The 22,386-nt window shown below is 58.7% G+C and carries 16 protein-coding genes; 4 read left to right on the forward strand and 12 right to left on the reverse strand.

All coding sequences use genetic code 11. The annotated features are described in order from the left end of the window. Positions 1 to 2: 2 nt before the first annotated feature. From AR456_RS17115 to AR456_RS17170, 12 genes are all read right to left on the reverse strand, one after another. On the reverse strand, positions 3 to 1,499 hold the full coding sequence (locus AR456_RS17115; protein WP_021818101.1) for a mannitol dehydrogenase family protein: 1,497 nt from the start codon (positions 1,497 to 1,499) through the stop codon (positions 3 to 5). A 109-nt stretch (positions 1,500 to 1,608) separates the two neighbouring features. Next, positions 1,609 to 2,232: a nucleoside triphosphate hydrolase gene (locus AR456_RS17120; RefSeq protein ID WP_021818100.1), complete on the reverse strand. Its 624-nt coding sequence runs from the start codon at positions 2,230 to 2,232 to the stop codon at positions 1,609 to 1,611. 49 nt (positions 2,233 to 2,281) lie between these two features. Next, a complete protein-coding gene (locus tag AR456_RS17125; RefSeq protein ID WP_021818099.1) occupies positions 2,282 to 3,079 on the reverse strand; it encodes an L-iditol 2-dehydrogenase in 798 nt (265 codons plus the stop codon). Between the two features lie 78 nt (positions 3,080 to 3,157). Then, positions 3,158 to 3,832 (reverse strand): HAD family hydrolase, encoded by a 675-nt coding sequence (locus AR456_RS17130; protein ID WP_021818098.1) that lies wholly within the window; start codon positions 3,830 to 3,832, stop codon positions 3,158 to 3,160. A 9-nt stretch (positions 3,833 to 3,841) separates the two neighbouring features. Further along, positions 3,842 to 4,984 (reverse strand): ABC transporter ATP-binding protein, encoded by a 1,143-nt coding sequence (locus AR456_RS17135; RefSeq protein ID WP_021818097.1) that lies wholly within the window; start codon positions 4,982 to 4,984, stop codon positions 3,842 to 3,844. Between the two features lie 12 nt (positions 4,985 to 4,996). Next, complete coding sequence (locus AR456_RS17140) at positions 4,997 to 5,785, reverse strand: carbohydrate ABC transporter permease (RefSeq protein ID WP_236995582.1); 789 nt, start codon at positions 5,783 to 5,785, stop codon at positions 4,997 to 4,999. 138 nt (positions 5,786 to 5,923) lie between these two features. Further along, a complete protein-coding gene (locus AR456_RS17145) occupies positions 5,924 to 6,814 on the reverse strand; it encodes a carbohydrate ABC transporter permease (RefSeq protein WP_021818095.1) in 891 nt (296 codons plus the stop codon). 88 nt (positions 6,815 to 6,902) lie between these two features. Beyond that, a complete protein-coding gene (locus AR456_RS17150; protein ID WP_155829218.1) occupies positions 6,903 to 8,171 on the reverse strand; it encodes an ABC transporter substrate-binding protein in 1,269 nt (422 codons plus the stop codon). A gap of 460 nt (positions 8,172 to 8,631) precedes the next feature. Continuing rightward, a complete protein-coding gene (locus AR456_RS17155; protein WP_031207336.1) occupies positions 8,632 to 9,579 on the reverse strand; it encodes a sugar-binding transcriptional regulator in 948 nt (315 codons plus the stop codon). A gap of 423 nt (positions 9,580 to 10,002) precedes the next feature. After that, a complete protein-coding gene (locus AR456_RS17160) occupies positions 10,003 to 11,346 on the reverse strand; it encodes a sensor histidine kinase (protein WP_021818092.1) in 1,344 nt (447 codons plus the stop codon). Next, the gene (locus AR456_RS17165; RefSeq protein ID WP_021818091.1) at positions 11,333 to 12,025 is read right to left on the reverse strand and encodes a winged helix-turn-helix domain-containing protein; all 693 of its coding nucleotides are present in this window, start codon (positions 12,023 to 12,025) and stop codon (positions 11,333 to 11,335) included. Before AR456_RS17165 ends, AR456_RS17160 begins: the two co-directional genes overlap by 14 nt. 93 nt (positions 12,026 to 12,118) lie before the next feature. Next, positions 12,119 to 12,547 carry a PepSY domain-containing protein gene (locus tag AR456_RS17170; protein WP_021818090.1) on the reverse strand — a complete coding sequence of 143 codons (429 nt, stop codon included), beginning with the start codon at positions 12,545 to 12,547 and terminating at the stop codon, positions 12,119 to 12,121. A 189-nt stretch (positions 12,548 to 12,736) separates the two neighbouring features. Between AR456_RS17170 and AR456_RS17175 the strand changes: the two genes are divergently transcribed. From AR456_RS17175 to AR456_RS17190, 4 genes are all read left to right on the forward strand, one after another. Next, positions 12,737 to 13,213: a PepSY domain-containing protein gene (locus tag AR456_RS17175; RefSeq protein ID WP_162148476.1), complete on the forward strand. Its 477-nt coding sequence runs from the start codon at positions 12,737 to 12,739 to the stop codon at positions 13,211 to 13,213. Beyond that, positions 13,203 to 13,562, forward strand: coding sequence for a hypothetical protein (locus tag AR456_RS17180; protein ID WP_021818088.1), 360 nt, complete (start codon positions 13,203 to 13,205; stop codon positions 13,560 to 13,562). The genes AR456_RS17175 and AR456_RS17180 overlap by 11 nt, the downstream gene beginning before the upstream one ends. Before the next feature lie 317 nt (positions 13,563 to 13,879). Beyond that, positions 13,880 to 14,350 carry a PepSY domain-containing protein gene (locus AR456_RS17185; RefSeq protein ID WP_021818087.1) on the forward strand — a complete coding sequence of 157 codons (471 nt, stop codon included), beginning with the start codon at positions 13,880 to 13,882 and terminating at the stop codon, positions 14,348 to 14,350. Positions 14,351 to 14,698: 348 nt separating this feature from the next. After that, positions 14,699 to 22,099 carry a DUF4781 domain-containing protein gene (locus AR456_RS17190; RefSeq protein WP_021818086.1) on the forward strand — a complete coding sequence of 2,467 codons (7,401 nt, stop codon included), beginning with the start codon at positions 14,699 to 14,701 and terminating at the stop codon, positions 22,097 to 22,099. Positions 22,100 to 22,386 lie beyond the last annotated feature (287 nt).

Genomic DNA, 22,386 nt, shown 5'->3' on the forward strand with positions numbered 1-22,386 from the left:
GCTCACCTCTCTGTATTTGTTGATGCCTGGTTGCTCAGAGCTTCCAGAGTAGCGCGCGCGCCTTTATCGTGCAGCAACGTCAAGGCTTCCAGATAGGCCACCACGAAACGCGGCGAATCGACCAGGTCACCGAACAGCTCACGATTCTCGATAAAGACCGTTGGATGCTGACGATTATTGGCCGCGATCCGAGTGAGGTCACTCGCCAGTCGGTCGACCACTTCGATCGGTTGTCCCTGCTCATCGCTACCCTCGACATAACGGGCCCAGCTGGCGACTACCGCAGCGGAGCGTTTCAGCTCTCCTCCGTGCTCCAGTTGATGGCGAATCACCGGCACCAGCCATTTGGGGATGCGATCGGAACTCTCGGCGCACAGTCGCGCCAGCGTGTCCTTGATCTCTGGATTGGCAAAACGCTCGATCAAGGTGCGTCGATACTTGTCCAGGTCCACGCCGGGTACCGGCGCCAGTGTCGGACTACCTTCCTCTTCCATGTAGCCAAGCAGAAACTCGACAAACAGCGGGTCCTGACAAACCTCATGAGCGTAGCGGTATCCCGCCAGATAACCGAAGTAACACAGCGCCTGATGGCTGGCATTGAGCAGCCTCAGCTTCATCAGCTCATAGGGCATGACATCCTCGACCACTTGAACACCTGCCTGGTCGAAGGCTGGCCGTCCTTGAGAGAAATGATCCTCGAGTACCCATTGAGTGAAAGGCTCACAGACCACCGGCCAACCATCCTCGAGGCCGAATTCGTTGGCCAGCTCTTCAGTATCTGCGGCTGTGGTGACGGGGGTAATACGATCCACCATCGAATTGGGAAAGGGCACGGCGTGATCGATCCAGGCGGCCAACTGCGGGTCACGAGCACGCGCGAAGGCGGTGAACATGCGACGCGCCACGTCACCGTTGCCCTGGATGTTGTCACAGGACATCACGGTAAAGGGCATCAAGCGTCGCTCACGCCGACGGCGCAACGCCTCCACAACCAAACCAAAACAGGTTCGTGCACTGGCAGGACTCGCCAGGTCATGCACCACATCCGGGTTATCCAGATCGAACTCTCCGGACACCGGATGAAAGTTGTAGCCGCCCTCGGTCACCGTCAGCGAGACAATGCGAATCGCCGGGTCCGCGAGTGTTTCGATCACCGCCTGCGGGTCATCGGGAGCATAGAGGTAATCCATCATCGAACCGATAACGCGTGGCTCGCGTGTCCCATCCTGGTGCTTGATTACCAGGGTATAGAGATGGTCCTGATTAGTGAGCACTTCCTTCATTCGACGATCACCAGGCATCACACCAACGCCAACAATGCCCCAGTCGAGCGCCTGTCCCGACTCCATCAGCGCATCGATGTACATCGCCTGGTGTGCACGGTGAAAACCACCGACACCGAAATGCACGATGCCTGCTGTCACCCGCTGACGGTCGTAAGTGGGGCACGAGACTCGTGGATCGAGCTGCGCCAGATTGCTGTCATTGAGTCGAGTCATGCTTATGGCCTCCCTCAGGATAAGGCGGCACCGCCAGCCAGTACGCTGACCACTCAGCGCACAGTCGACCAGAGGGTCCTGGGTGGAAAATGAATCTCGGTGGTATCCGCTACTGCCAGTGCAGATCCGCCGCAATGGAATCTCGTTTGATCAGCTCGGCATTGAGCATGTCCTTGTCGCAGGTACGCGAGATGGCCCCGGCCTGATCCTGCCCCATGGCAAGCCAGCGCTGGATCAGGCGCTGTTCGAGCACGTCGTCCTCCACTTCGAGGAACAGCGTGAAATCGAAATAGTCACGCAGGCTGGACCATGGCGCTTCGTCGAGCAGTAGATAATTGCCCTCGATGATCAGGATGCGGTGGGACGGGCGAATCACCTTGCCTCCGGCACGCGCCAGATCAAGAGGGCGATCGAATACCGGTATCGCGACATCCCTGTCGGCGGGGCGCAGACGCGCGAGGTCGTGCAATAGCCCATCGACATCGAAGGTCTCGGGCGCGCCCTTTATCGGCAGCAGGCCACGGGGTTCGAGTACCGCATTATCGAAGTGGTAGCCATCCATCGGCACAACCTCGGCGACACCCTCACAACAGCCATTGAGGGCACGGGCCAACCAGGCGGAACGGAACGACTTTCCCGCGCCTGGCGGCCCTGCCAGTGCGACCATATAGCGGCGACGTCCTGCGGACTGCTCCAGCAGCTGCTCGGCCATGGCTTCAATCGATGGGTTCATTGTTTCCTCCCGCTGACGAGGGGTAATACGGGGAGCCAACCCCAGCCACTCAACTCATCCAGTTGCCACCGTCCACGTTCAATGTCTGAGCCACCACGTATTCACTGTCGCTACTGGCGAGAAACACAGCGGCTCCGGCGTAGTCCTCCGGGCGCCCCATTCGTCCGATCGGCACCGCCTCTCCGACCAGGCGTTTCTTCTCGCCCAACGGGCGCTTTTCATAGCGGGCAAAGAGTGCATCGACTTCGGCCCACATCGGCGTATCCACCACGCCAGGCGCCATGCCATTGACGCGTATGCCCTGCTTGATCAGGTCCAGCGCACAGGACTGTGTCAGGCTGATCACTGCCGCCTTGGTGGCGCAATAGGTACTGACCAGAGGTTCGCCGCGGCGCCCGGCTTGAGACGCCATGTTGATGATGCGCCCTCCCCGCTGCTGCTCGATCATCGAGCTCGCCACCGCCTGCAGGGTAAAGAACAGCCCCTTTACGTTGACGGCGAACTGGCGATCGAAGCTGGCTTCACTCACCTCCAGCACCGGCGCCATATCGAATACCGCCGCGTTATTGACGAGGATGTCGATGCCACCGAAGTGCCCTTCCACCGCGGTGATCATTGCCGCGATGGACTCTCGGCTGCACACGTCGAGCCGCACCCCCATGACCGACTCACCATCTCCCAGTGCCGCCAGGCCTTCGTCGATGGCGGTGGTGTCAATATCAGCGATCACCACTCGCGCGCCTTCGCGAAGATAAGCTTCGGCAATGGCCAGCCCAATACCTCGGGCTCCACCAGTAATGACCGCGACCTGGTCCTGCAGCTTGCCTACCGTGCGTTGAGTGCTCACAGATCTGCTTCCTGCTGTTGTTCCATGACGGTTGATTTATAACGACTGCTTTATGACGCTTGTTTTATGATGACTGTTTTATGACGACTGTCGCTGCCAGGTCTTCACCAACTCCGGTAATTCACGCATATCAGCCATCACCTGCCAGACCCCCAGAGTCTGCAAGCGTGCCGACTGATCGGGAAGTACATGACTGGCGCCGGTAAAGCCGATTACCGTCATTCCCGCTGCCAGCGCCGCGGTCGCTCCTGAAATCGAATCCTCGACCACCAGGCAGTCCTCGGGCGCAACCCCCAGAGTTCGGGCTGCGAGCAGATAGATGGCCGGATCCGGCTTGGGCTGGGACACCTGCTCAGCACAGAATATCTGGATATCATCTCCCAGCACGCGCTTGAGCCCGGTGCGTTCCAGGGAACCTGCGACCCGTTGGCGGCGACTGTTCGAGACCACTGCCCGAGGCAGATCGATGGCCGCAATCGCCTCACTCACCTGAGGCACCGGCTGTAGCTCCCGGGCAAGACGCGCCTCGATCTCATCATCGAGCAGCACCAGGGCATTATCCGGCAACTCGTGCCGACTGCGGGCTGCAAGGCTGGCGAGGATTGCCTCGGTGGTACGCCCCAGGGCGTCGTTCAGCGCCCCTTCAACATCTACATCCGGCAGCCATTGGCCGAGGCGCTCAGCGAGGGTGTTTTCAGCAATAACCTCACTGTCGACCAACACGCCATCGCAATCGAAGATCAGCGTCTGCATGACAACTCCTTAGACATCAACCTCATGGGACGCACGGTTGTCCTGACGTGTCAGGGAAGCCAGCGGATGACGTTCCAGGCTCTCCAGCGCCGAGCCATCAGCAGTGAACAGGTGAGCGCGGCCTGGCTCGAAGCCGAAGCGCACCTCGTCACCCACACGGTGGGCAACATCGCCATCGACCATCAGCGTGATCAGCTCGTCACCCATCTCTACATACAGCGATGTCTGGCCACCGAGCCGCTCGATCACGGTTACGCATGCAGTCAATGGACCGGTGTCGGTCAGTTGCAGGTGTTCAGGGCGAACGCCGATCTCAAGACTCTGGGCCTCGACAACCTCCTCACCCCGCACCGGCACACGCACACTGCCGCCACCCGGCAGCTTCACCGAAACGCCTTCCGCACTGGTGGACTCAACGCTCACCGGCAGGAAGTTCATCTTCGGTGAGCCGATGAAACCGGCCACGAAACGATTACAAGGATGGTGATACAGCTCCATGGGCGAGCCGACCTGCTCGACGATGCCACCCTGCAGGACGACGATCTTGTCGGCCATGGTCATGGCCTCGATCTGATCGTGGGTGACGTAGATCATCGTCGCCTGTAACTCCTCGTGCAGACGCGCCAGCTCGATACGCATCTGCACCCGCAGCGCGGCATCGAGGTTGGACAGCGGCTCATCGAACAGGAAGATGCTCGGATTACGCACGATGGCTCGGCCGATAGCGACACGCTGGCGCTGGCCACCGGAAAGCGCCTTGGGCTTGCGCTTGAGCAACGGCTCGAGCTGCAGGATCGTCGCCGCCTCATCTACCTTGCGCTTGCGCTCGGACGCCGAGACGCCCGCCAGCTTGAGGCTGAAGCCCATGTTGTCTTCGACGGTCATGTGCGGATAGAGCGCATAGCTCTGAAAGACCATCGCCAGGCCACGCTCGGCGGGCCCCAGATCATTGATGCGAGCGCCGTCGATCAGCAGGTCACCGGAGCTGGTGCTCTCGAGACCGGCGATCATCCGCAACAGCGTGGACTTGCCACAGCCGGAAGGTCCGACGAAGACCACGAATTCGCGATCCTTGACCTCGAGGTCGACGCCCCTGATGACGTGAGTCTCACCGAAGCTCTTGGTGACCTGATTGAGTTGCAATGTAGCCATGTGAGAATCCTCTTATTTCACCGCGCCGAAGGTCAGGCCGCGGACCATCTGCTTCTGGGTCAACCAGCCAAAGATCAGGATCGGGGCGATCGCCATGGTCGACGCCGCCGACAGCTTGGCCCAGAACAGGCCTTCGGGGCTCGAGAACGAGGCGATGTAGGCGGTCAGCGGCGCCGCCTGGGAAGTGGTCAGGTTGAGACTCCAGAAGGCCTCGTTCCAGCTCAGGATCACCGACAGCAGACCCGTCGAAGCGATCCCCGGCAGGGTCAGCGGCAACAGCAGATACCAGATTTCCTGCAAGGTACCGGCACCATCCATGCGTCCCGCCTCGAGAATGTCTCTGGGCAGATCCTTGAAGAAGGTGTAGAGCATCCACACCACAATCGGTAGATTCATCAGCGTATAGACGATGGTCAGGCCGGTACGGGTATCGAGCAGACCGAAGTCGCGGAACAGCAGATAGATCGGCACCAGTACGCCAACCGAAGGCAGCATCTTGGTCGACAGCATCCACAGCAGCGTACCCCTGGTACGTTTGGTCGGCAGGAAGGCCATGGCATAGGCCGAGGGGATGGCGATCAACAGCGCCAGCAATGTCGAGCCGAAAGACACCACCACACTGTTCCAGGCGAACTTCGAGTAGTCCGCGCGGCTCTGCACCTCGACATAACTTTCCAGGGTCGGCGTGAAGATCAGGCTCGGATCGGCAATCGCCTCGGCCTCGGTCTTGAAGCCGGTCACGATCATCCACAGGATCGGGAAGAAGATGATTAGTGCCACGCCCCAGCCCAGAATTGCCATGCCAATCCGGCGGCGGCGTTGAGCCCGTGCGGCCGAGTGGTTTCCGCTGGGTGGCGGCGCGACAGTGGCGGTCGTTGCCGTCGTGGTAGAGATAGTCGTCATGAAAGTCTCCTTCACAACTCAGGTCCGGCGACGGACCTAGCTGTCGAGATTCTTCGCCACCATCCGTACCAGGAAGATGGCCACGATATTGGCGAGAATGATGGCAATCACGCCACCCGCGGAGGCAGTGCCAACATCAAAATCGAGCAATGCACGGATATAGATCAGGTAAGCCAGATTGGTCGTCGCCAGCCCCGGTCCGCCGGATGTGGTGACGAATATCTCGGCAAAGATCGTCAGCAGGAAGATCATCTCGATCATGATCACCACGCTGATCGCCCGCTTGAGGTGCGGCAACGTGATATAGAAGAAGACCGCGACGGGCCCGGCACCATCCATGCGCGCGGCTTCGACCTGATCCTCATCCAGCGACTGCATGGCGGTGAGCAGAATCAGCAGCGCAAAGGGAAGCCACTGCCAGGAAACGATGATGATGATCGAGGTCAGCGGCAGACTCGAGAACCAGTCAACTACCGGCAATCCAAGCGAGCTGGACAGCCAGGCCAATACGCCATTGGCCGGATGCATCATCATGTTCTTCCATACCAGCGCACTGACGGTTGGCATGACGAAGAACGGCGAGATGGCCAATACACGGGCAATGCCGCGGCCCATGAAATCCTGTTGGAAGAGCACGGCCAGCAGCGTGCCGCCAACGACGGTGATCACCAGCACCCAGCCGACCAGCAACAGGGTGGTGCCCATCGCCGACCATAGCGCCGGATCAGTCACCAGGTATTCATAGTTTTCCAGCCCGGCAAAACCGGTCATGCCGGGCATCAGCAGATTGTAGCGCTGGAACGAGAACCACACGGTCATCGCCAGCGGCACGATCATCCACAGCAACAGTAGCGTGACGGCCGGTGCCTGAAGCGAGAGGGTACGCAGCCCTCCGACAGTGCGGCCGGAAGCTCGAGTCCTGTTCATGACGGACCTCACTCGGAAGTGGCAGCGTCAGACCAGCGGGCTGACGCCTTGATGAGGTGCGGCCGGCAGTGCCGGCCGCAGGCAGGGGTTATTTTGGATAACCAGCACGTTTCATGGTGCGTTCGGTAGCATTCTGAGCAGCCGACAGCGCCTGCTCGACACTGGTATCACCGGACAGCGCCGAGGCCACCATCTGGCCCACCTGAGTGCCCACCGCCTGGAACTCCGGAATGCCGACAAACTGCACACCCACGTAGGGGTTCGGTTCCAGTGACGAATCCAGCGGATCGGCAGCGTTGATCGCGTCGACAACAAACCCAGCGAAGGGTGCAGCCTGCTGATAGTTTTCGTTGTCGTAGGTCGACTGACGAGTTCCCGGCGGCACACTGGTCCAGCCCTGCGTCTCACCTACCAGATTGACGTAGTCCTGCGATGTCGCCCAGGTGATGAAGGTACGTGCCGCGTCCGGAGAGTTGGATGATGCCGGAATCGCCAGCGACCAGGCCCACAGCCAATGCGACCCCTTGGGTGTTTCGGCGACCGGCGCCGGCGCAAAACCCAGGCGATCGGCTACCTTGGATTCATCCGGGTTGAACAGCTTTCCCGCCGCAGAAGTGGCATCGACCCACATTGCGCAGTTGCCGCGCGAGAACAGCGCCAGGTTCTCATTGAAGCCGTTGGACGTGGCGCCTGCCGGTCCATAGTTGTTGAGCAGGTCAACATAGAAGGAAATCGCGTTCTGCCATGCCTCGCTGTTGATCTCCGGGTTCCAGTCCATGTCGAACCAGCGGCCACCGAAGGTATTCACCAGCGTCGAGACAAATGCCATGTTCTCGCCCCACCCCGGCTTACCGCGCAGGCAGATGCCCGACACATTGTTCTCGGGGTCGTGAAGCGTCTCCGCCCAATCGTGGACCTGCTGCCAGGTTGGCTGCTCCGGCATCTCGATACCGGCCTGTTCGAACAGGTCGGTGCGGTAGTACAGCATCGAGCTCTCGGCGTAGAACGGCAGGGCATTCAGCACACCGTCATGGCTCAAGCCATCACGCACCGGCTTGAGCAGATCACTCTCCTGATAGTCCTCAGGCAAGTTATCCAGCGGTACCAGCCAGCCACGTTCAGCCCAGATCGGCACTTCGTAACTACCGATGGTCATGACATCGAACTGCCCGCCCTGGGTAGCAATGTCAGTGGTCATGCGCTGGCGCAGAACGTTTTCTTCCAGCACCACCCAGTCGAGGGTGATATCGGGGTGAGCCTTCTCGAATTCCTCGGTAAGGCTCTGCATGATGACCATGTCGTTATTGTTGACCGTCGCCACGGTAATGGTCTCGGCCTGAGCAGCACCGGCCGTCATCGCAACGGCGCCAATCAACAGCGCCAGTGGTTTACGAAGCTGTGGTTTACGAAGCTGTGGTCTACAAAACATGGGACCGAGCGTGTTGGTTGAGCTCAAGGGGGGAAGGTGATGCATGACGCACTCCTGTTATCGAACCCTGTCTCTGCGGGCTTGTTGTTGTCACTGGCGTAGGCAGGTATCGCGGCCATTCCGTCATTATGGTCGAGACCCAGCGAGAACCTGTCTCAGCATTTTGATCAATCACATCAACGTCTGATCAAATGATCGGACACAGACCCAAAAAAAGCAAAGACAATCCGTTTAGACTTTAGGGGAAGAGAATAGAAGGAAGAGAAAAGAGGGAAGAGAAAAGAAAGAACAGAAGCAGAATCTCCAGCAACGAGCAGCCCGGTGCTGCCCCCACAACTACCAACAAACATCCGGAGGGCGGGGATTCTTCCTTCTTCCTTCTTCCTTCTTATATCTTCCCAACCACATACCGCGCTGCATGTTCGTCGGTGATCAACGCATTCAGCCATCCGCCACGCAGTGCGGCCAGAATCGCGGGGCCCTTTTCCCGTCCTCCAGCCAATGCGATCACTGACTGGTCGCGGAACATGGTCAAGGGCAAGCTGGTCACGCGACGGGTAATCGAACAGTCAATCACCTCGCCGGACTCACTCAACGGCCAGCCCAGCAACTCGCCCACCGCGTCGAACGACAACAACTCGGTCAGTTCGTCGGCACTGATGAAATGGTCCTGGAACAACGTTGCCTGAGGGTCGATACGACCGACGCCGATAAAGGCGGCGCAGGCCTGGCAGGCCACCGCGCCGATGGCGCGGAACAGGGGTTGCCCGGCCAACGCTTCCTTTTCTTCGACACTGGCCGCCACTACCGGTGTGGGCAGCAGGAAACGCTCTCCACCGGTCTTGTCCGCGGCAACCATCACCCCATCGTAACGGTTGGCGGAACCATCGCGAGCGACATTGCCGACCAGTGAGACGAAACGATGTTGGGGGCGGTCGATACGACTCAGTGCCTCCACCGTCGCCCGCACCGAGCGACCGGTCCCCAGAGACAATGTCTGGGGATCACTGCGTTCAATCAGACGCGAGAGGCGTTCCGCTCCAGCCACGGCAAGATAAGGTGTGGTATCGCCAGCATCAGCGGCAGCGGGTACCACGTCACAGTAATCAAGGCCGAAGCGCTCGCGAATCGCTTGAGACAAGGCGCTGCAATAGCCGATCGGATGATCGATATGGACCTTGACCAGCCCTTCCTGACGCGCCAGCGCCAGCAAGCGCTGAACGCCCGGGCGCGAGACGCCAAGCTGCGCGGCGATATCATCCTGGGTACAACCGCCCACATAGGAGAGCCAGGCGGCCCGGGCCGCTTGATCCAGCTTGACCTCGAACTTGTCCACGCGACGCGTATCTCCCTTGGCACTGAAAACGACAGCCTGAAAACGACGGTCTGAAAACGTCATCATCGCAAGGCCAACCGGGATGCACAATGCTGCAATCGAGCGAACGTCAGCCATGCGACACATACAAGAGACATACAAGAGACATACCGCGAGACGCCAGCATAAGCCGAAAATTGCCGATTGCCCCGGTACAAGCATCCAGCGCTATATTGCGTATAACAAAGCCAATATCAAAAGGAATAAAACAGACGGTAAGCAGGGAATGAGAACGACAACAGAACTGTTTTTCTACTGCACCTTTTCTTCTTGCACTACACCCTTCAGTCCCTGAGTCAGGCACAAAGGAGAGCTATTCTCGGGGTCATGAATTCCCCCCGAGACCTCCGAACGAGTCACTCGCGTCCCTTTTCTCCCGAGCGATCAGCCTCCTCCAGGCAGCCATACCTCCACCGAGAGGCCGCCGAGGGATGACTCTCGCAGTTCCAGCCGACCGCCATACAGCGACACCAGGTCGCCGACAATCGCCAGGCCAAGTCCACTGCCTGGTCGTTGCTCATCGAGGCGCACACCTCGCTCCAGTACCGCGCCGCGCTGCTCCTCGCTCATGCCCGGACCATCATCCTCGAGGTGCATGCAGACACCGCCATCCGTCAGCCGAAAGCTCAGTACTACTCGGGAACGCGCCCAATCGAGAGCATTCTCGAGCAGGTTACCGGTCAGCTCCTGCAGATCCTGAGGATCGACACGCAACTTCAGATCGGCAGGAATCTCGCGTTCAAGGCTGACACCACGACGCCCCGCCAGCCGTTCCAGCCCGGAAACCACCGGTTCGATAACCTTGAGAATCTCGATACGTGCAGCCAAGGCAGCGCTCCCTGCGGCGCTGGCCCGAGCCAGGTGGTGGCGAACGGCAGCATCGATACGCGCCACCTCATCACGGACCTGACGGCGTTCGACTTCCGGCAGGCGCTCGGATTGCGCCTGCAGCACACTGACCGGAGTCTTGAGCGCATGTGCCAGATTGCCCGCCGCCGAGCGGCCACGCTCAATCAGACGCCGATCATGATCGAGTACCTCGTTCATGGTCTCCGCCAGCTCTGCCAACTCGCCGGGCAACTCGGTATCGAGACGCTCATGCTGCCCGGACTTGACCGAACGCAAGTCAGAATGCAGCGCACGCAGCGGCGCCAGGCCCCAGCGAATCTGCAAGGCCAGTCCTGCCAACAGCAGTACACTCAGCGCTACCAGTGACAGCCACAACAACCATTCGAAGCGTGCTACCTCGGCATTCAACTCCCGGCGACTCACGGCCAGAGTGACATGCACAGGATCAGAATGATTCGGCAGACGCAATGCCTGATCAACCACTCTCAGAGACTGGTCGCGCGGCCCTTCAATGGTTCCCCAGTTGGGGCCGGGCGTTGTCGGAAAGGGAAGACGCTGGTCCCATAGCGAACGAGATACATGGGTCAGCGTATTGCCATCACTGATCTGCCAATACCAGCCGGAGAAAACGCGCTCGAAGCGCGAGTCACCGAGACGATCCCGGATACGGAGTTCGCCGGACAACGGATCCTGCTCGAGGGAAGTCAACAGCACCTTGTGCATCGACATCAGACGTTCATCGAAGGAAGCTGACGTCGATTCGCGAAAGCTGTACGACAAGCCGAGACCGACAATCGGGACAATCACCAGCACCAGTATGATCGAAGCAACGATCAGTCGACGCGCTAGAGTTCCGCGTCGTGGATCAGCGACCGTCATGTGCCTCGCTCGATTCGTCCTCAGGGATCACTAGCCTATACCCCTGACCACGCAAGGTCACAATGCGCTCGCCACCGAGTTTGCGACGCAAACGACTGATCTGCACATCGATAACGTTGGAGTCTGGTTCATGGTCACGGTCATAGACATGCTCGGAGAGTTCGGTGCGGCTGACCACTCGCTCCTGTGCATGCATCAGATAGGCCAACAGCCGCGACTCCTGAGCCGTCAAGGTCACAGGTCTACCGGCAAGCGACACGCTACCGGTGTGGGTATCAAAACTGAGATCGCCAGCATTGAGCACTGGATGGGCATGGCCGTGACTGCGTCGCACCAACGCACGCAGACGAAACAGCACCTCCGCGGTTTCGAACGGCTTGGTCACGTAATCATCGGCACCGGCGGAAAACCCCGCAGCCTTGTCCGACCAGCGTTCACGCGCAGTCAACACCAGTACCGGTAAGGCAATGCCGTCATCACGCCACTGGGAAAGCCAGCGAGTTCCATCACCATCGGGTAAACCCAGGTCGAGAATTACCGCATCGTACTGCTCTGTGCGCAGCAGAAAATCTCCATCACCACCCGTGAATGCCGCCTCTACCAGCAATCCAGCATCGCGAAGCGATATTGCCAATGCTTCGCTGAGCGCCTGGTCATCTTCGATCAGCAGGATCTTCAATTCACCAACTCCGCGCCTGTTATTGTCAGTGTCCCGAGGCGACCAAATCCGATAACCCCTGCAGGACTCACAGCCCTTCGAGACCATCAGCCCTTACTGGTCATCAGCTCGAGGACGTTCCATGTCACTTATACCCACGCCATCGATACCGATCAGATCTCCGCTGACCGCATCGAATTCAAATTCAACCACCTGGCCCTGAGGACCAATCATCTCGATCTCGTAGATGACTTCGCCGTCATCACGCTCGAGCTCTACTTCCAGTACCTGGCCAATATAGCGTTCATCCAACCAATCGAGCAGGGTCGGCAGAGCCACCAGCTTGCCATCTTCAACTTCACGGTGAAGATCGCTCCAGTCGTCGTTATCCGCCTTGGCGGGCGCAATTCCCAGCGCTTGGGTGAACACGGTTTGCGCGAACACAAACGCATCGGAAGCAACCGGCGTCGTCAGCCGGGCCCCCGCCCAGAGAGTGGCCGCCACGCAGACAGCCAGAGTCGTTCGAGTCAAGTATCTCATCATGGGGCAAAGTCTGCTCAAGTCGACATGAATAAAAGATGAACACCGCTGTCAGCTTGCTGCAAGACAAACGTTGAGACCATGGCATCCATCAAGCGTGCCTCACGCCGAGACACGCCAGTTCACAGCAAGTCCAGTCAGCTTCTGCAACGCATCATCACTGACTGGCCCGTGTTCGGAAAGGAGTCTCACATGATCAAGCCGCTTTCCATCAGTCTTGCGACCTTCGCCCTCGCCGGCAGCCTCGCGACCTCCGCGATGGCCGATGAAGGGGCCAACCGTGAGGATATCGACAGCCTGCTGCGCAGTGCTGGCGAATATGGCTTCAGCCAGTTTGAAGAATTCAGTGTCGACGATGACGATCAGTTCGAAATTGAAGGATGGCGTGACGATGGCTGGCAATTGGATGTCGACATGGCCACCAGCGACGGCAGCATCCTGCGCGAGCAACAGCGCCGCAGCGAAACACCTGACTGGAGCCTGAGCGCCGACGACATTGACCGGGCCCTCGACAGTGCCCAGCAAGCCGGTATTGAACACATTGCCTCCCTTGATGTCGATCCCATGGGGCGCATCGAGGTTGAAGGCTATGACGATCGCTTCCGCGAACTGGAAGTGCGCCTGAACCGCGAGACCTTCGAAGTCCTGGGAGTAGAACATGATGACTGATCAATCACATTTCCGTCCTGGCGCTGAATACCGTGACAACGCCGCCTGGCGGATTGCCAGCCTCTGGCAGCAGAAAGCGCGCCAAGCACGCCCTGCTGGCCAACTGAGTGGTATCAAGCTGGTACTGGCATGGGTCATCGGCTGTACCATGCTGATCGTGGCGACCCTTCTGGGGCTGACCTTCAGCCTGATCGGACTGCTGATGCTGCCACTGGTACGCCGGCGCATGAAGAAGCGCATGGAGCAGGCCCGAGCGCAACACGCCGAAGATATCGGCCCTGTTCATCAGAAATACAGCCAGACCCAATCTGACGATATTCTGGAAGGTCAGTACGAAATCAAGCGCTGATATAACGAGCATTAGCCAGACACAGCGAAGCCGGGGAAACCCGGCTTCGCTGTGTCTGGGCTACGAACCACGGGCAACGAGCTATCCAGCACCACCTTGCGGTTCAAAGACAAGAGCCCGGGGTTCGGGGTGACTTACTTCTTATTTCTTACCTCTTGAAACTCGTAGCTCGTTGCTCGCCGCTGCGCGCTTTATGAATCAAAAATGAATACCTCTGTCAGCTTTCTGTCAGTTGAAGTCTGCCAAACTGATCCTACTCGCCAAACAGACCAGGGATTGGCGTGACTCTCAACTGAAGCAACGAAGGAAGGCTTACCATGAAAAAGACTCTGACTCTTGGCCTCGCGACTCTGACTTTGACCAGCGCCATGGCAGCTATGGCCGATGGCGGTGCCAGCCGCGCCGAAATCGACGAGATGCTGAAAAAGGCGCAGGAATATGGTTTCTCCAACTTCGACGAGTTCAGTGTCGATGATGGCAATGAATTTGAGGTAGAGGGCTGGAATGCTGATGGCTCACGCCTCGACGTTGACCTGTCCATGTCTGATGGCAGCGTACTGCGTGAGCAACAGCGCCAGAGCGAGATTCCCGACTGGAGCCTGAGCGGTGATGAAGTCACTCAGGCACTGGATGCCGCCCAGAAGGCTGGTGTAGAGCACCTCGCCGGACTCGATGTTGATCGTATGGGAAGCATCGAGATCGAAGGTTACGACGCTCAGTTCCAGGAGCTTGAGCTTCGCATGAACCGCGAGACCTTCGAAGTCCTCAACGTCCAGCACGACGACTGATCCAGTCTCCGCCATGCGAGTGGCTCCAACCACTAAGCCAAAGCAAGCAGACGCTAAGCCAAAGCAAACAGAAATGCCGCCTTCCGGGCGGCATTTCTGTTTCTGAATTCGGGCTCCAACCATGGGGCAGACAGTGGAGAAGTGCTGTCATTGCGCCCCACCCTCTCGACAATGTGAGTCCTTATTAACCCCACACCTCCCGTCACTCCACAATTGAAAACCAATCTTCACATCATGTTGCAAAAGTGTGACTAGATTAAGTCAAGGTTCCCTCCAGCCGGAGGGAGGTGATTCTGTTTGGCAAACGCCGGTTGTCATCAACCTCCCCCATCGAGGAAGGAGCTTGTCTTGATCAATCTGATTCGTAATGTGCGTCAGTTGCTGCAACCCGATGCAGCCGATATTTTCAGTTCAGTATCTGCGTTCAGCAGGGTCCAGGCGACGCCATTCTCTACTCCGGCACCGCTGCAGGTGGCTCCGACCTTTTTCCTTCCTCCGCCACCACCACCACCGCCACTCGAGTCTACGCCGGTGTTTCAGCCTCAAGCTCCTCTGGAGGGACAAGGGCTGGGCGTTTATTCACCGCAATACCTGAATCAAGCCAGCTACCCATTCCTCGATGCCGACACGGCGGACACTCCGTTGGTGATTCCCGTCGACAATGGCGTGGCGGATGAGGGCCTCAGCGCTGAAGAGGCCGAGTCGATTGCCTCGGATATTGCCGGCGGCAAGACCATTGATCAGGTCGCTGCCGAGTATGAAGTCAGCCGCCAGGACGTGATTGATCAATTGGAGACAGATGGTCTGGAGATCGAGACGTCGAGCACTGACGAGGGCCACCAGAACACCACGATCACTGATTCAGAGACCGACGACACCATTGCTGAATACAGCATCACCGAGCAGCAGGATGGCGTGGAGGTGGAAGAGTTCACCAATGCCGATGGTGAAACAACCACCACCGTCACTGATGAGGACGGCCAGCGCACCGAACTTGATGCAGACCAACAAACCACCCGCGAGGGCATCGACGATATCGTCAATGGCATTGCCGATGGCCAGAGTATCGACGAGATCGCCGAAGCCCAGGGCCTGTCTCCCGAGCAGGTGATTGCCCAGATCGAAGCCGCCGGTTACGAGTACTCCAGCGAAGTTGAAGGCCAAGGCCCCTCCTATACCCCAACAACACGCATTACCGCAGAAGACAGCGGTGATCTCGTCGTCAGCCACGAGGTCAATCCCTCCGGCTCTACCACCTCGGTGGTGAACGACACCGATGGCAATGAAACCCATCGTGTCGAGAACCCCGATGGTAGCTCCACTGAAACCGTCACTGAGCCGGATGGTCGTAAGACGATCACTTCCGAGGATGCCGATGGCAAGATCACTACCACGGTAACCTACGAGCAGAATGGAGTGACGGTCGAGGAAGTTACCGGCAACGATGGCGAAACCACGACCATCATCATTGATGACGATGGCACACGCACCGAATTGGATGATGGTCAGGGCACTGCCCGCGAGGACATCGACGATATCGTTGCAGCCGTGGCCAATGGCAAGAGCATCGAGGCGATTGCCGAGCAGAATGGTCTGACTCGAGCCCAGGTGGAGGCTCAGTTGCGGGCTGCCGGCTATGTTGTCGAATCCAGCAGCGGCCAGCAGACCAATGGGCTGGAGCGTTACACCACCGAGATAGTCAGCGTCGATGATCCCGACGAGGTTATCGCAAGTCACAGCTCCGCAGCCGGTATGACGCCGGAAACCTCACTGTCCATCGACAGCAATGGTACCGAAATCCGGACCACCGACTACAACGATGGTCGCAGCCATGAAACCGTTACCCGCAAGGATGGGCGCGAGACTTCGACCAGCGTGGATGCCGAGGGCAACACCACCACCTCCGTCACCGACAACGGCTACACGCTGACGACTCACCCCGATGGCAATCTGACCCTGCAGCGGAATGAAGACGGCACCGAAATCAAGATCGAGGAAGGGACTCCCGAGGCAGCGCTTGCCGACACCCTGATGGAGATCAACCCCGACAGCAGCGATCAGGAAGAAGCACGTGCTGCAGAAGTCGTCCAGGAAGTCATTGAAGGCATGATGGCAGGCGAGCGGATCGAGGACCTGCAGTCGTCCATCGATGACAAGACCGAAGAGTTGAATCAGGCGATAGAGGATTACCAGAAAGAGTACGGGGACGACAGTATTGGTGTGGCGCCCGAGAACAACGTCACTCTGGAAGACCCTTACGGTGATCCACCAGCGGAAGATCCGCCCTCGGGCGGCAGCTGGGTACCGATGAACGGCGTGTGGATGGATTCAGCCGTCGCCAGGGCCACCCTGGAGCTGAACGAGCTGGTCTCCGAGCAGCTCGAGGCGGGATCTGAATTCCGAGCCAGCCAGGCACAATTGGACGTTTATGCTCTGGACTCCAACTACGAAGGCGCCCTTGATCGTGCCCAACAGATTATCGATGAGGCTCTGGCGCCACACGGGCTGGTGTGGGTACGTCCAGAGAAACCGTCCGGGAGCCTCGCCGATGCGCAGCAGCGGCTGGACGATGCTGAAGCCATGGTGGAACAAGCCCGCGGCGCAAGCACAGAGTATGCCGACGCCCAGGACCTGCTTGACGATGCCATTTACGCCAGCAACAACGTGCCAGAAGCCACCAGCATGGGGATCTGTACCGCAGAAGATACCTCGGACGACCTGAAGCTCATGCAGGATCAGTACGAGCGCGAGCAGAGCGAGCGTGATGCAGCGCTGACCAATGTCGACTCGCTGTTCTATGACATGGGTCTACATAACGCCAGGGGCAATAATCTGATGGCCGACTACAGTGTCGGCTTTCATGAACAGCAGTTGGCCGCAGCGGAACCCGGTAGCAAACAGCACTCAGAGCTTACCGATGCTCTCGAGGAAGCTCGCAGTCAACAGCAGGGCAGCAGCAGCCAACTCGATGTCGCTCAAGCCTATTCCGAGTATCACCATACCCGTAGCGATCAGGCTCAGTTGCAATCCGATAGCTATGACATCCGCGATGATCTGCTCGAAGCCTTCAATGAAGACAAGGGATTGAATGAGGAAGGCAAGGAATTCAGCCGGGTAAGTGGTGACTACTTGGGTGAATTCACCGGTGAACAGATCATCGAGGAACGCGAGGATGGCCTTTGGGTCACTACCCACTTCGAGCACGGCACTACGGAAGAGCAACTCGCCCCCGAGGAAATGAGCGAGTTCTGGGAAAAGAACCGCGATCCTGAAGTCACCGCGAACTGGCTTGAACACCTGGACAACCGTCAAGGTGCCCACCAGGAAGTATCGAATGCCAACGCAGCACTGGCCGAAGCCGTCGCCGACGATCTTGGCATCCGTCAGCAGGCCCTTGGCGGAGAGATCAGCGACCTCGAAGCAGAGTTGGAGAACATGCTCGAGGAGGAGGATGACGTCACGACAGCTCCGCCGGAAGGTCTGTTTGCCGATGGCGAAGAGCCCCAGAATATCGGCGACAAGGAGCAACCGCTGCTGGTAACCCAGGAAATGGCCGACACCGTTGCCGAGGACGGGCTACTGGCCGCACTGAGCTCCAGCGATCAGCCGGTGGGGATCAAGATCGATGGCGAGACGCTCTGGGTACCTTCTGACATCGCGGTGACCAGCATTGCCCTGTCGACGGCCAACGCCAATCACCAGGCGCTCGGCGATGCTCGACAGGGCCTGACTGAGGCATCGGACAGACTCTCCCTGGTAGCAGAGCAACCTGCCCAGCGCATGGGCGAGTCCGACATGGACCACCAGGCCCGCCTCGACCTTGGTATGCTCGAGGACAACAGCGAGCAGGCACTGAATGACATCTATCAGCCCATGTTCCAGCAACTGGCTGCACAGGGGTATGACAACAAGTTCACCACTTACAAGAACGATGAACTGGAGCCGATGCTCGATGAGAGGTTCGGGCTGAATCGGAACACTGATGAACGCAGTGAGGCGTTGGACGAGGTACTCGAATCAATACATGACATCGGCGGGGATGACCCACAGATCAACATCGTGCCGATGTTTCATGTCGGCGCGGAAAATGGCATCAGCCAGGTCAACCTGATTGCCGTCCAGGGGGATGACGGCGAGGTGCGCTATGTCGACCTGTCCGGTAAGCACTATGACGACCTCGAGGACTTCCAGAACAACAACGAGTTGTTCCGCGGCGATGGCAAGCTCGTTGCGCCACGCGACCTCGAAATGTCCTCCACAGATGGCAATGTCGCGCTTGAAGTCGCCGATGCCTACAACACGTCGAACTGGGATACCGTGGTTGATCCGCTGGTAGGTATCGGCACCGGCATCGCCACCGTTCTGTCCTTTACTCCCGCTGCGCCGATCGCCGCCCCGTTGGCCTACGCCGGGGGCACCTACCTGGGGGTACGTGCACTCCAGCATCAGATCAACCATGTCAGCCATGGTGGCGACTGGAACGACCTGGAGTCGGGGCTCAATTATCTGTCGATCGCCACCACAATCTTCCCTGCTGTTTCCAGCAGCCTTCGTACCGTCGGTATGTCGGGGCGCACCTTCAATGCGGCGAACTCGAGTGTCCAGGTAACTCGGGGACAGGCCTTCCTGGCCAGTATTGGTGGCGTCAAGCCAGGTTCGAACGTGGCGGAGGCCACGACCACCTTTATGCGTAGCGGAGAGACTCTAAACCGAGTGGCACGAGGCTTCGACTGGGCCGCCATCGCCACCGGCATGCCACTCATGTACCACTCGGCGAAGAGCCTGATCCAGGATGGCAGTCAGATGTCAGGGCTTCAGTTGACGGATGCCATCGTTGGCCTGACCACCGGCTTTGCCGGCACCGGACTTGGGGCGCATGGGCTATGGACGACTCGTCCCGGTCGCAATACAGGCGGCGAAACGACCGGCAGCAACACTCTTCAGTTGCACGATGATAGCGGCAACGTTATCGACGCCAGGATTCTCGGCAATCCCCCCGAGAGTGCCGAGCATGTCTACCTGCAACCCGAGATTGGCCCTCGGCCACGCGGCGATGAAGCGAGCGTTGCCGACAAGACCCATATTCTCCAGCGCGATCCACAGACGGGTGAGACCTATATCACAGCGTGGATACGCGGCCCTTCCGAGGCACCAGGCACGCCACCGGTCCACACACAGACCCGCACACCTCCCGAGGGAATGGCCCAGCTCTATCGTCTTGATGATCTGGAGGCACTCAACCAGGCATCGCAGGAGGGTACTCTGACACCAGGGCTATTCGTGCATATCGTGCGCTCACCAGGCCCTGGACTGGAAAACGGCCAACAGGTCATTACCGGCGGCACCGTACCCAGAAGCGGACGGGTCAGCGATGAAGGCCACATCATATGGCCCTCGACGGGCCCGGGAGAGAGCGTGCGCTTGTCGCTGGAGCAGGGCCGCAACCAGCAACAGCAGCTGCATATCAGCAACGCCTCGGGTGAGTCCACGCCACGCTCGCTGAATATCGGCGAGAATACCCATTTCATTGTGCTTAGCGACCAGCGCGTGAGCGATTTCCGAGCGCAGGTACAGGATGGTGGCGGTCTGCCCTTCGCGCTCTACTCCGGCAATGGTCAATGGACGCTTGCCGCGGGTCAGTCTCCAGACTCGGTGACACCTCAGAACAGTGGCGAGAACACTCCGTCAGCAACAGAAACACAGCCGACCAATGAAGCGATACCTGCGGCTTCACAAGCTACCCCCGACCCAGACCTCTCCGTAACCAACGGCGAGATCACCCTTCACCAGGACGGCGATATTGTTCATCTGAGTGGCCTGGACACGAACCTATCCTCGGTCATCGGGCAATCGAACCGTCGTAGAGGCAGCTCCCTCTACGATCGCAATGCGGATGCCGGCGCGCGTCCTGACACGGTGACCCTACCTCGCGATGTACTGGAGCTGGCACTGTCTCCCGAAGCAGCAGCACGGCTTCCTGATGGAGAGTCCATCGAGGTGGCACTGGTGACGAACCCGGAAGTCCCTACGCAATCCTCGGCTCCTGTCGCGGCAGACAGCTCTCCCTCGGCCCGTCGTCGCAATATGGCAAGACTCCTTGCTGCACTGGGCGTGGGTGGCTCTTTGTATGGTGTCGGTAGCGCTCACGCCTGGACAGGCGATGTTCTGAATCGTGCAGCGTCTCCTGAGTCTCCCGCAATGCTGTTCAATGGCTCGGGGTTCATTGCCCGTGGTGTGCTCAATGCCTTGAAGGCAGGCTTCGATGGCAAGCTCAAGGCCAATGGTGAGTCGTTGGCCAACGGTGAATTGAGCGCCCAACTGCTTAACTGGGAGGCCAGTCGCATCCTTGCCTCGCGCAGAGCGCTGAACCTGAACAACGAGCAGGTTGGCCAGATATCCGGGCTGATCGAGGGGCTATGGGGACGCCATCAACTGCTCGACAGCCTACCGGTCACTCAGGCCAGTGAACAACGAGGCTGGACAGCGGAAGCCAAAAACACAGCGATCAAACAGCAGGTCGACGACTATTACCGCCAGTTGGCCAGCATAACCGGCAAAACGGTTGAAGAGGTCAAGGGCATCAGCCCACTGGACTCACAGAACCCAAAAGGGATTGCCTTCAACAGCTCGATCCTGGCGACACACCTGGTCAATGACATCGTCTCCTGGCAATACCTGCAGCACCAGGCGCACAATGGAGAACTATTCAGCCTTGCTCCTCTTGATCTAGTGGGCAATCTTGGCCTGGCTGGTTTCCTTGCTGCCAATGTTGCTCTTGCCGGTAGCGCCGCCGTCAAGGTCGGAACAGGCCTGGTTCGAGTCAACCTCAACTCGCTACGACTGACGGAAAAACTGACCACGACCAGCACCTTCCTCGGCTCCTACCTCTACGGCATCATGACGCCCCCCTGGGCTGCACTGACACTGCATAGCGCTGCAACAGCGTTTTCCGAAGGTAATTGGCTGACGGGCAGCATCAACATGGCCGCAGTGCCGTTCCAGGTCGGCCTGTCCTACTACGGCATCAAGGGCCTGCGCGATGACGCGATCTCCATGATGCAGACGTGGAAGAACGGCGCTGATCTCGCCGAGAGAAGCTGGCCAATGCGCAGCGCCTTCGCCGCTACCACCATTCCCATGGCGGCACTGACAGGGACCGCTGCCGGTATGCAGTTGGCCGAGGGGAACCTCTTCGCTGCCAGCGTGCTTGGTGGCGGTACCGCCTTGCAGGCCTACTTCATATCACTGGCCGCACGGCTCAACTGGCATGACCCCAAGACACGTCATAACCCACTGCTGATGCCCATGAGCGAACAGGCCAGACAAGTTGATGCACAACGGCTTTGGCAAGGTGTGGGGTGGACGCTGGCTGCTGGCATGTTCCTGCCGGGCCTGCTGGACTTGAAAGCCTGGTGGCAAAACACGGATGACAAGGATGAAAACGAGGATGTCTCTTCGATGGGGGGAAGCGTTGAAGATGCGGGCTCCGATCAGGATGCCACGACACCTCAGCCTGTTGCGTCACTCGACTATATCGCCGGTCACGGCCACCGCATCAACCCGAACCTCGAGAATCACCAGGGGTATTACAGTGTCGAGGTACAGAATGGCCAATCGCTTGGCAGCATTATCCTCAATCATGGTCATCGTAATGTGGCAGAAGTTGTCGCCATGAATATGGAGCATATTGCCGATCCCACTTCACTGCATGCCGGAGACCGTATTTACCTCCCCAGAGAAACCGCTTGAGTGTTGCATGAACCGTCATAAAAGGTAGTTGTCCACATCCCTCGTGACCCCTTCCCTCCGGAGCTTACTGCTTGAAATGCAGGCCATGGGCTCCGGGGCTTCCTGTGTCCATGAATTTTACTGCTCACTCCCGACATTCACGCTACATTCCTGGTATCGGAGCGGTGTATATCATTACATTCTCCGCGAGCCAATTATCTTGAAGATCAATAAAAGTGTCGCCAAAAGACATCAATTAAAGTGTGCTAAAGAATTGCCATGATACAATCATCTCTTTTTATATCAAT

The sequence above is a fragment of the Halomonas huangheensis genome, assembly GCF_001431725.1.
Lineage (GTDB): Bacteria > Pseudomonadota > Gammaproteobacteria > Pseudomonadales > Halomonadaceae > Halomonas > Halomonas huangheensis.